Source organism: Pseudomonas sp. B3G-3 (genome assembly GCF_028640915.1).
Classification (GTDB): Bacteria; Pseudomonadota; Gammaproteobacteria; order Pseudomonadales; family Pseudomonadaceae; genus Aquipseudomonas; species Aquipseudomonas chlororaphis_I.
In genome coordinates this window covers 1-10939 of the sequence record NZ_JAQZAB010000119.1, presented here as the reverse complement: position 1 = coordinate 10939, position 10939 = coordinate 1, and the positions used below count along the sequence as shown (strand labels likewise).

At 63.6% G+C, this 10939-nt stretch carries 8 protein-coding genes; 1 reads left to right on the top strand and 7 read right to left on the bottom strand.

Annotated elements, in window-relative coordinates:
• Positions 1-260: 260 nt before the first annotated feature.
• The 7 genes from PVZ80_RS23820 to PVZ80_RS23790 all read right to left on the bottom strand — a co-directional run bounded on the left by PVZ80_RS23820 (position 261) and on the right by PVZ80_RS23790 (position 9467).
• Positions 261-1127 carry an ABC transporter permease gene (locus tag PVZ80_RS23820; protein WP_025808568.1) on the bottom strand — a complete coding sequence of 289 codons (867 nt, stop codon included), beginning with the start codon at positions 1125-1127 and terminating at the stop codon, positions 261-263.
• Between the two features lie 20 nt (positions 1128-1147).
• Complete coding sequence (locus tag PVZ80_RS23815; protein WP_198919584.1) at positions 1148-2008, bottom strand: ABC transporter ATP-binding protein; 861 nt, start codon at positions 2006-2008, stop codon at positions 1148-1150.
• A 5-nt stretch (positions 2009-2013) separates the two neighbouring features.
• On the bottom strand, positions 2014-3051 hold the full coding sequence (locus tag PVZ80_RS23810; protein WP_110175529.1) for an ABC transporter substrate-binding protein: 1038 nt from the start codon (positions 3049-3051) through the stop codon (positions 2014-2016).
• Between the two features lie 27 nt (positions 3052-3078).
• A complete protein-coding gene (locus PVZ80_RS23805; protein ID WP_053267964.1) occupies positions 3079-3969 on the bottom strand; it encodes a TauD/TfdA dioxygenase family protein in 891 nt (296 codons plus the stop codon).
• Positions 3970-4298: 329 nt separating this feature from the next.
• The gene (locus PVZ80_RS23800; protein WP_009046327.1) at positions 4299-5660 is read right to left on the bottom strand and encodes an HlyD family type I secretion periplasmic adaptor subunit; all 1362 of its coding nucleotides are present in this window, start codon (positions 5658-5660) and stop codon (positions 4299-4301) included.
• Between the two features lie 261 nt (positions 5661-5921).
• On the bottom strand, positions 5922-8078 hold the full coding sequence (locus tag PVZ80_RS23795) for a type I secretion system permease/ATPase (protein WP_009046326.1): 2157 nt from the start codon (positions 8076-8078) through the stop codon (positions 5922-5924).
• Between the two features lie 39 nt (positions 8079-8117).
• On the bottom strand, positions 8118-9467 hold the full coding sequence (locus PVZ80_RS23790) for a TolC family outer membrane protein (protein ID WP_009046325.1): 1350 nt from the start codon (positions 9465-9467) through the stop codon (positions 8118-8120).
• 358 nt (positions 9468-9825) lie between these two features.
• On the opposite strand from PVZ80_RS23790, the gene PVZ80_RS23785 reads away from it, so the two are divergent.
• Positions 9826-10939, top strand: a 1114-nt coding sequence (locus PVZ80_RS23785; protein WP_273864660.1) for a retention module-containing protein, incomplete at its 3' end; no start/stop codon positions are given.

The following is a 10939-nucleotide window of genomic DNA, read 5'->3' as shown; positions in this document are numbered from 1 at the left end:
TGTCAGGTTTTGCGCCGGCTGCGCCGTCGATCGCAGCCTCGCGGGCTCGGCAGCGGCTACGGGATCGTGGGGGGTCGTTCAACCATGGACACCGCTCTGTGTAGCCGCTGCCGCAGGCTGCGATCGAGGACGAAGTCCTCGCCAGATCGGCGCATGCGGTGTGCCAGGCAGAACGCGCTGTCAGGTTTTGCGCCGGCTGCGCCGTCGATCGCAGCCTCGCGGGCTCGGCAGCGGCTACAGGTGCTACGAGCGCTACGGGTTCAGCGTTGCATGCCCCAGCGTTTCACGGTGACTCGCTCCAGGGTGTCGAACACCAGGTTTTCCACCAGCAGGCCGATCAGGATCACCACCGCCAGGCCGGCGAAGACTTTGTCGGTGTACAGCTCGTTGCGGTTCTGGAAGATGTACCAGCCCAGGCCGCCCTTGCCGCTGGTGGCGCCGAACACCAGTTCGGCGGCGATCAGGGTGCGCCAGGCGAAGGCCCAGCCGATTTTCAGGCCGGCGAGGATCGACGGCAGCGCCGCCGGGATCAGGATGAACAGTACGAAGCGCATGCCCTTGAGCCCGTAGTTGCGCCCGGCCATGCGCAGGGTTTCGGAAACCCCGAGAAAGCCGGCGTAGGTGTTCAGGGCCAGGGCCCAGAGCACCGAATGCACCAGCACGAAGATCAGGCTGTTCTCCCCCAGGCCGAACCACAGCAGGGCCAGCGGCAGCAGGGCGATGGCCGGCAACGGGTTGAACATCGAGGTCAGGGTGCTCAGCAAGTCGCGGCCCACCTGGGTCGACACCGCCAAAGTGGTCAGGGCAAAGGCCAGGACGATGCCGATCAGGTAGCCCTTGAGCAGCACGACCAGGGAGATGCCGACCTTGCCCAACAGCTCGCCGCTGAGCAGGCCGTCGTACAGCGCGCTGGCGGTCTGCAAAAAGCTCGGCAGCAGCAGGTCGTTGTTCTGGTAACGGGCCACGGCCTCCCAGAGCAAAGCCAGCACGATCAGGATCAGGCTCTTGCGCAGCCAGCCTTGCTGCCACAGGCGCTGGCCGAGCGGCAATTCACGCTCCAGCGGTACCGCCAGCAAGGGTTCGAGGGCAACTTCGTATTCCTGGCGAACAGGTGATGAATGGCTCATCGGGCGTTCCTCTTAAAGGCTCAATAAGCGATACGGATATCGGTGAAATCCAGCTCGCGCTCGGTTTCCGGCGACTGGCCTTCGTCGAACAGCAGCCGGTGGATGCGCCGCGCCGTCTGCTGGAACGCCACGCCGCCGAGGCTTTGCAGGTCGTACTGATGGCTGTGGATTTCCGCCCGCACCCGCCCCGGATGGGGCGACAGCAGCAGGATGCGATTGCCCACCACCAGCGCTTCCTCGATGGAGTGGGTGACGAACAGCAGGGTGAAGCGCACCTCTTCCCAGAGCAGCAGCAACTCCTCCTGCATCTTGCGCCGGGTCAGGGCGTCGAGGGCGGCGAAGGGTTCGTCCATCAGCAGGATCTTCGGCTGCATCGCCAGGGCCCGCGCGATGGCCACCCGCGCCTTCATGCCACCGGACAGGGTGTGCGGGTAGGCGTCGGCGAACGCCGCCAGGCCGACCTTGTCCAGGTAGTGCAGCGCGCGCTCCTCGGCCTCGCGGCGGTTGAGGGTTTTCGACGCCAGCAGCGGGAACATCACGTTCTGTTTGACGGTTTTCCACGGTGGCAGCTGGTCGAACTCCTGGAACACCACGATCCGGTCCGGCCCCGGCTGGCTGACCCGCTGTCCTTGCAGGCGAATCTCGCCCTCGCAGGGCTGGATGAAGCCGGCGACCGCCTTGAGCAGGGTCGACTTGCCGCAGCCCGAGGGCCCGAGCAGGACGAAGCGGTCGGCGGGATCGATTGCGAAACTGACCTGGTGGGTGGCCCGCACCACGCGCTGCGGGGTGCGGTATTCCAGGCTGACCTGGTCGACCGCCAGCAGCGCCTGCGCTGCCGCGGTCGGGTTGCTGGCCGTGTGGCCTTGCAAGGGGGCGTTCATGGCGATCAGCTCCCTTGCAGCGGCGTGGTGTCCTGGAAGAAGTAGTCCTTCCACGATTGCGGCTTGTTCTTGATCGCACCCACGCGGTAGAGGAATTCAGCCAGCGGGTAGGTGTTTTTCGGGGTGACGGTGAACTCGAACTGCGGGTTGTCGATGATCTTCAGCAAGGCCTCGCGGTCGATCTTGGCCTTGGTCACGCGGATGTAGGTATCCGCCGCCGCGCCCTTGTCCTTCTGGGCGAAGTCGGCGGCCTCGGCCAGCGCCTCGACGAAGGCCTTGTAGGTTTTCGGGTTCTCGGTACGGAATTTCTCGGTGGCGAACAGCACGGTCGGCGAGTTCGGGCCCAGCAGGTCGTAGGTGTTGAGCACCACGTGCACATTCGGGTTGGCCAGCGCCTGGTCCTGGAACGGCGGGTTGGAGAAGTGCCCGGTCAGCTCGGTGCCGCCGGCGATCAGCGCCGCCGTGGCGTCCGGGTGTGGAACGGCGATGGTGTACTTGTCCAGGCGATTGAATTCCTTGTCGCCCCACTGCTTGGCCGCCGCGTACTGCAGGAACCGCGACTGCACGGAAACCCCCACCGCCGGCACCGCGATACGGTCCTTCTCGGTGAAGTCGGCGATGGTCTTGACCTTGGGATTGTTGCTCACCAGGTAGTAAGGGAAGTTACCCAGCGACGCCACGGCCTTGACGTTCTGCTTGCCGTGAGTGCGGTCCCAGATGGTCAGCAGCGGGCCGACGCCGGCCCCGGCGATGTCGATGGAGCCGGAGAGCAAGGCGTCGTTGACCGCCGCGCCGCCGGACAGCTGGGTCCAGTCAACCTTGATGTCGATGCCTTCTTCCTTGCCGTGCTTCTCGATCAGGTTCTGGTCGCGCACCACGTTGAGCAGCAGATAGACGATGCCGAACTGTTCGGCGATGCGGATCTCGCCTTCGGCATGGGCCGCCGTCGGCGCGATCAGGCCTGCGGCCAGCAAGCTGAAGCCCAGGCCGATGGCGGCCGCCAGTTTGCCCAGGCGCGGGAGGCGTTGAGTAGGTTGGGACATGGTGTTTCTCCTGCCGTGGGTGGCCGATCAGTAAGGGGCGTCGCCCTGGATGGTGGTGCGGTACAGCTTGCGGCGCAGGTGGCTGGGGCAGCCGGCGGCCAGGTGGATCAGCGAGCGGTTGTCCCAGAACACCAGGTCATGGGGCTGCCATTGGTGGCGGTAGATGTTTTCCGGCAGCACGCTGTGGGCGTACAGCTCGGCCAGCAGCTGGCGGCTTTCGTCTTCCGGCAGGCCGACGATGCGGGTGGTGAAGCCTTCGCTGACGAACAGCGCCTTGCGGCCGTTTTCCGGGTGGGTACGCACGACCGGGTGCACCACTTCCTGGACCTGGGCCAGTTGCTCCGGGGTCAGGGTCGGGCGCCAGTTGCCCTCGAACTTGGTCTCACTGTAGCGCGCGGTGTAGGAGTGCGCGGCAGAGCGGCCTGCGACCGCCTTGCGCAACGCTGCGGGCAGGCTGTCCCAGGCTTTGTGCATGTCGGCGAACAGTGTGTCGCCGCCCTCGGACGGCAGCTCCTGGGCATGCAGCATCGAGCCCAGGCTCGGCAGCTCCTTGTAGGAGAGATCGGAATGCCAGAACTTGCCGGCGTCCCCCAGGCCGATGGACTGGCCGTTCTCGATGATGTTGGAAACGATGAGGATTTCCGGGTGCCCGGCCAGCAGGAACTGCTTGAGCACGTGGATCTGCAGCACACCGAAACGGCGGCTGAAGGCGATCTGTTGTTCGGGGCTGATGCGCTGGTCGCGGAACACCACGACGTGATGATCCAGGTGCGCGCGGTGGATACGGGCGAAATCCTGGTCGTTGACCGGCTGGGCCAGGTCCAGGCCGACGATCTCGGCACCGACGGCGCCGCTGAACGGACGGATATCAAAAGCTTGTGCGGCGATGGGCGCGGCACTTGGAGACAGTACGGACATAAATCACTCCCACGCAGAGCACGCCCGGTGGCGCGCGCGTCGATCAGAAACTCACGGAGGTCCCGTGTGGGTTCATTTCGTGCGGCGCGCCGATTGGTCGGCAGGTACGCAGGGAGTCGACTTTATAGATATAAGAACTTAACTTTAAATACCGTTAGTGAATAACGATATGGCGATTCAGGCGGAGAAATAGTGGGGACCAAAAGGACGCTATCGCGAGCAAGCTCGCTCCTACAGGTGCATGAGTGCCCTTGTAGGAGCGAGCTTGCTCGCGAAAAAATTCAAAGATCTACGGGCAATCCCTGCCCTACGACTCTCGGGCTACGGCCTCAACGCTCGTGCAGCGCCTCGGCGCGAGCGCGGATGATCGGCTTGAGCAGGTAGCTGAGCACGCTTTTCTTGCCGGTGATGATGTCCACCGAGGCGACCATGCCGGGGATGATCAGCAACGGCTTCTCATCGGTGCCCAGGTGGCTGCGGTCGGTGCGCAGCTTGATCACGTAGTAGGTGGTCTTCTTGTCTTCGTCGGTGATGGTGTCGGCGCCGATCTGCTCCAGCTTGGCCTTCAGGCCGCCGTAGATGGTGTAGTCATAGGCGGTGAACTTGACCACGGCTTCCTGCCCCGGGTGCAGGAAGGCGATGTCCTGCGGGCGGATCTTCGCTTCCACCAGCAGGGTGTCGTCCAGCGGCACGATCTCCACCATGTCGCTGCCCGGCTGGATCACCCCGCCAATGGTGTTGACCATCAGCTGCTTGACGATACCGCGCACCGGCGAGGTGACCAGGGTCCGGCTGACCCGGTCTTCCAGGGCCTTGCCGGTGGCGCTGGCCTTGTTCAGTTCGGTGCGTGCCTCGTTGAGCTGGGTCAGGGCTTCGCTGCGGAATTTGCCGCGGGTTTCGTCGATCTTGCGCTGGACTTCCTTGATCGCCGACTCGGCACGGGGGATCGCCAGGGTGGTGGCGTCCAGTTGCCCGCGGGTCTCGACTTCGGCGCGCTTGAGCCGCAGCACTTCCACCGGCGACACCGCGCCCTGGGCCACCAGCGGCTCGGACATGGCGATTTCCTGGCGTTGCAGGCCCAGTTGCTGGCGGTACTGCGCCTGCTTGGAGGTGAACTCACGCAGCTCCTGCTGCTTCTGGATCAGTTGTTCCTGCAGGCCGCCGACTTCATCGTGCAACTGCTGGCGGCGGCTTTCATACAGGGACTTCTCGCTGGCGGCCTGGCCGGGCGCGGCCTCCAGGGCATCGGCAGGGAAGTTCAGCTCGCGGTTGTCGATCTCCGCGCTCAGGCGCTCGACCCGCAGCAACATCGACAACCGGTCGGCCTCGGTCTCGCCGACGTTGGACTTGAAGCGCGTGTCGTCCAGGCGGATCAGCGGCGCGCCGGCCTCGACGATCTGCCCCTCCTTGACGAACAGTTCGGAGACGATACCGCCTTCCAGGTTCTGGATTTTCTGCACCTTGGACGACGGGATCGCCTTGCCCTCACCCTTGGTCACTTCGTCGATCACCGCGAAGTTAGCCCACAGCAGCAGGAACAGGAAGAAACCGATGATGCCCCAGATGGTCAGGCGGATAACCCGCGGCGCATCTTCGATCAGCGCCTTGTTGACCTCGGGCAGGGGTTGGTCGTGTAGCGATTCGGTGCCTTTGAAGTAGCGCAGGATCGAGTCTTTGATGGAGCTGGTCATCAGTTATTTCCTGTACCGCGTTGTCGCCTGAAAGCGTGCGAGGCAAGGCGCAGTCCGCTGGTAATGGTTTCTCCCTTGCCAAGGACTGCAACGCAGCCTCGCACGCTTTCAGGCACAACCCGAAGGGCCGGGCCTGGTTTTGCGCAGGGCTGCGTTACTCGTCGTTTATTTGGAACAACCAAACCACACTCCTCGCGCCTTGCCCTGCGCAAAACCAGGCTCCGGCGCGGCACAGGAAATAACTGATGACCAGCTCCGGACTTAAGCAACACTGATCTGCCCCTTCTTCAACGCTTCCATCACGACCGCTTTCGGTCCATCGGCGAGGATCTGCCCGCGGTCGATCACCAGCAGGCGATCCACCAGCGACAGCAGCGAGGCACGGTGGGTGACCAGCACCACGGTCTTGGCTTCCACCACGGCTTGCAGGCGTTGTTTCAAGCGTTCTTCACCGGTGTTGTCCATGGCGCTGGTCGGTTCGTCGAGCAGCAGGATGGGTGGGTTGAGCAACAGGGCCCGGGCCAGGGCGACGTTCTGCCGCTGGCCGCCGGAGAGGTTCTGCCCGCGCTCGCCGACCTGCAGTTCATAGCCCTGCGGGTGCAGCCGGGCGAACTCATGAACGCCGGCCAGTTCGGCGGCCTGCAGCACCAGTTCGTCTTCGACATAACGGGCGCCGGAGGTCAGGTTGTCGCGCAGGGTGCCGGCCAGCAGCTGGATGTCCTGGGCCACATAACCGATGTTGTGGCGCAATTCGCTGACGTCGATCTGCCGGATGTCCACGCCGTCCACCAGCAAGGCGCCGGAGTCCGGGGTATACAGGCCCACCAGCAGCTTGGCCAGGGAGCTCTTGCCCGAGCCGCTGCGGCCGATGATGCCGATCTTCTCGCCCGGCTTGATCACCAGGTTGATGTTCTTCAGCGCCGGGTTCTGCTGCCCCGGGTAGGTGAAATTCAGCTGCCGGCATTCGATGGCGCCCTGCAGCACGTTGCGGCTCAGGGGGCGCTCGTCGAAGTTACGCTCCTGGGGCAGCTCCATCATCTGGTCGACCGAGGTCATGGTCACCCGCGCCTGCTGGTAGCGGGTCAGCAGGCCGGACAACGAGGCCAGCGGGCTGAGGGCGCGACCGCTGAGCATGTAGCAGGCGATCAGCCCGCCCATGCTGAGGTTGCCGTCGATGATCTGGTACACGCCGAAGACGATCATGATCACCCCGGCCAGTTGCTGGATCAGCAGGGTGATGTTCATCGCCAGGCTGGAGAGCATCTTCACCCGCAGCTCGAGGCGGCCCAGGGTGCCGATGGTCTGCTCCCACTGGTACTGGCGTTCGCTTTCGGCGTTGTTGACCTTCACCGCATCCAGCCCGGCCAGGGTCTCGATCAGGCTCGACTGGCGCTCGGCGCCCAGGGCCATGGTTTTTTCCATGGTGGCGATCAGCGGTTTCTGCAGCGCGTAGCCGATGCCCAGGGCGATCGGGAAGGCCAGCACCGGGATCCACACCAGGTGCCCGCCGAGGATGGCGATCACCAGGAAGATCAGCAGGGTGAACGGCAGGTCGATCAGGCTGGTGAGCGTCAGCGAGGCGAGGAAGTCGCGCAGGCTCTGGAACTCGTGGATGTTCTGGGCAAAGCTGCCGACCCGCGCCGGCCGGTACTTCATGGCCATGCCGACGATGCGCTCGAACAGCGTGGCCGAGATGATCAGGTCGGTCTTCTTGCCGGCCAGGTCCAGGCACAGGCTGCGCAGGCTCTTGAGGATCAGGTCGAACAGGTAGGCGCCGGTGATGCCGATGGCCAGCACCCACAGGGTGGCGGCGGCCTGGTTCGGGACCACGCGGTCGTAGACGTTCATCACGAACAGCGGCGCGGCCATGGCGATGACGTTGATCAGCAGGCTGGCGGCGATGGCATCGGCGTACAACCAGCGCGAACGCTTCAAGGTGTCGCGGAACCAGGAGCGGGCGCGGGGAATCAGCGAGCCATGGTTGACGTCGAACTTGTGTTGCGGCTGGGCGAAGAACACTTGCCCGCTGTAATCGTCGGCCAGCATCTGGCGACTGACGCTGACCTCGCCGCCATCGCTCTCACTGAGCAGCAGGCGGGCCTTGTCTTCGCCCAGCCAGCCGAGCAGGACAGCGCTGCGGCCGTCCTTGAGCAAGAGCATGGCTGGCATGGCGATGGCAGGAATCTGCTCCAGCTTGCGCCGCAGCAGGCGCCCCTGCAGGCCGGCGCGAGCGGCGGCGCGCGGCAGCAGCTCGGCGCTCAGGCGCTGGGACGGCAACGGCAGGCCAGTGGTCAGCATCGCCGCGCTGGCCGGCTTCTGGTGCAGAGAGCACAGGGTTAGCAGGGCATCCAGCAGCGGGTCGTCATGCATGCCGCGTGGATCATGGCTAAGTTGCACTCGACTGACTTCTGATTCCACGCTCGGCACTCTTTAACTGTCTATTTGGATGAAATGTACTCAATTCATCCCAGGCAGTTGGACCTTGGGCTTCACATCGTTCTGCACGACTGAAGCCATGGGTGCGACCACTCCCTGGCTCTTGAGCAATTCGCCCATGGTCGCCTTGATTCGATATTGAGTAAATAACTGAATGTTCTTGATTTCCGCCAACCGACGCGAGGCGGTGAACAGTTCATTCTCGCTATCGAGCAAGTCGAGCAAAGTGCGCTCGCCCAGACTGAATTGCTTCTGATACGCCTCACGCACGCTGGCGCTGCGATCGACATATTGCTGGGCGATCGGCACTTGCGCATTGGCGTTGTTCAAGGCGTTCCACGCCAAGCCTAGCTCCTCATTCAGAACTCGCAGGGCGTTGTTACGAATATCCAGCGCCTGGTTGGACTGATAGGCCTTGGACTCCAGGTCGGCCTTGTTGCTGCCGCCGGCGAACAGGTTGAAGCGCATGCGCAGCATGGCCTGCCATTCGTTGTTGTGGCCGTCGATGCCGTCCAGGTTGTTGTCGGCGGTACGCCCAAGCTCGGCATCGAAACGCGGGTAGAAGGTCGACTTGGCGGCTTCGTACTGCTTCTCGGCGGCAACGATGTCGGACTCGGCCGAACGCAGGATCGGGCTGTTTTCCAGCATCTGGTGCCGGGCTTCGTCGAGGGTGGCCGGCAGCAGGGCCATGAAACCGACCGGGCGCTCCAGCTGGTCCGGCATCTGGCCGACGGCGCTGAGGTAGTTGGTCTGGGCATCGGCCAGGTTGGTCTGTTCGGTGATCAGGTTGTTGCGCGCCTGGGCCATGCGCGCTTCCGCCTGGTCGAGGTCGGCGCGGCTGCCGACACCGCGCTGGGTGCGCAGCTGGATCTGATCGTAGATGCGCTCGTGATTGCGCATGTTGTCTTCGGCCAGGCGCACGAACTCACGCCGGGTCAGCACATCCAGGTACACCTGGGCCACGGTCAGCGCGGTGCGCTCGGAAGTGCCCAGCAACGAATACGCCCGGGAATTGACGGTGGCTTGTTGACGCCCGACCTCACTGGAGGTGGCAAAACCGTCAAAAACCATTTGCTGGAGACGTAAACTTGACTCGCTGCGGTTCAGCGTCTCCCAGTGATTGCTCGATCCTGCACGAGTGGTCGGGCTGTCGGTGCCTTCACGACCATAACCGCCCAGCAAATCGACCCGCGGCAAATAGCCGCCCTTGGCTGCTTTTAGCTGGTAATCGGCTGCCAGGCGGCTGTTCACCGCGGCCTGGATTTCCGGATGGACATCCAGTGCTTTCTGCATGGCTTCAGGCAGGGTTTGTGCTTGGACAAAACTGGCGGCAAGCAAGAAGGGTAAGGCTTTGAACAACTGCGGACGCATAGAGGAGGTTCCCAGGACTTCTTGTCCCAAATCACAGCAAAACGAGGTGCTGCATCGGATGATGGCAACCGGAATGACCGTATATCGGAAAGTTCAAACCATGAACTGGATCACACACTTTTAGACAGGTCGCCGCATGAATATCAATGTGACATTACCTTGACGATTGTTTAGGATGACACCCAGAAGGTCAATAGTTTGGCATATGGTTAATAGCAAAAAAATATAGCCAATTTATTGACAAGCGTTCGCGTCAAAATCACGTGTTTCTACACTCTGAAGAACGTCCAGACTGCGTCGGCGTATGCCTGTCAGGAACATGGAAGTCTACTGAACGGTACCCCCCGGAGAATCCTCAATGAGCAGTGTTGTTGCTACCGTCAAAAGCATTGTTGGCCAAGTTTTCGTCGTATCCCCTGAAGGGGTTCGCCGCGTACTCGTTGAGGGTGATCGCCTGTATGTAGGCGACCAGGTCGATACCGGCCTGTCGGGCGCCGTCAGCCTGGAGCTGGCCGATGGCCGGACCCTGGACCTGGGCCGTGAGACGCAATGGAGCGGCAGCGCTCCAGACTCCAGCACCGACCTGGCCGAGGCCGCCGAGCAGGCTGCGCCGTCCGTCGCTGAGCTGCAGCAGGCAATCGTCGCCGGCGCGGACCCGACCACCGAGCTGGAAGCCACCGCGGCCGGCCCGACCGCCGCGGGTACCGGCGGCGCTGCTGGCGGCGGCCACAGCTTCGTGATGCTCGACGCCACCGCGGGCCGGGTCGACCCGACCATCGGCTTCCCGACTGCGGGTCTCGGTGCGGCGGGCACCGCAGCGCAAAACACCACCGGCGCGCTGACCACCAATGACAACAGCGCCACCAGCGAGATCCTGCGCGACTCGACCCTGACCCTGAGCGCAACCCCCTCCATTACCGAGGCCGGCGGCGTACTGGTGTACACCGCCACGCTGACCCAGGCACCGTTGACCGGCCTGACCATCACCTTGTCCAACGGCTCGGTGATCGTGATTCCGGCCGGGCAACTGACCGGCACCGTCAACGTTCCGCTGGCACCGAACGACACCGTCTACAACGACCCGAAACAGATCAGCGTGGGCGTCACCGGCACCACCGGCGGCGGTGGCCTGGTCGTGACCGTCGACCCGACGCCAGCCGTCACCCAGGTCACGGACACCGTGGACACCACCACCGTGACCCTGACCGCGGGCTCCAGCGTGACCGAGGGTGGCCAGATCACCTACACCGCGACCCTGACCAATCCGGCGCAGACCCCGGTCACCGTGACCCTGTCCAACGGTTCGACCATCACCATCGACGCCGGACAGACCGTCGGCACCGTGGTAGTCGATACCCCACCGAACGATGTCTACAACAATGGCAGCACCGTCAGCACCAGCATTACCGGCGCCAGCGGCGGCAACTTCGAGAACCTGGTACCGAACCCGACACCGGCGGTGACCACCATCA

Excerpts from the sequence above, each read along its gene's own strand:
- PVZ80_RS23820 (WP_025808568.1), bottom strand. The coding sequence starts at position 1,127 with ATGAGCCATTCATCACCTGTTCGCCAGGAATACGAAGTTGCCCTCGAA.
- PVZ80_RS23815 (WP_198919584.1), bottom strand. The coding sequence starts at position 2,008 with ATGAACGCCCCCTTGCAAGGCCACACGGCCAGCAACCCGACCGCGGCA.
- PVZ80_RS23810 (WP_110175529.1), bottom strand. The coding sequence starts at position 3,051 with ATGTCCCAACCTACTCAACGCCTCCCGCGCCTGGGCAAACTGGCGGCC.
- PVZ80_RS23805 (WP_053267964.1), bottom strand. The coding sequence starts at position 3,969 with ATGTCCGTACTGTCTCCAAGTGCCGCGCCCATCGCCGCACAAGCTTTT.
- PVZ80_RS23800 (WP_009046327.1), bottom strand. The coding sequence starts at position 5,660 with ATGACCAGCTCCATCAAAGACTCGATCCTGCGCTACTTCAAAGGCACC.
- PVZ80_RS23790 (WP_009046325.1), bottom strand. The coding sequence starts at position 9,467 with ATGCGTCCGCAGTTGTTCAAAGCCTTACCCTTCTTGCTTGCCGCCAGT.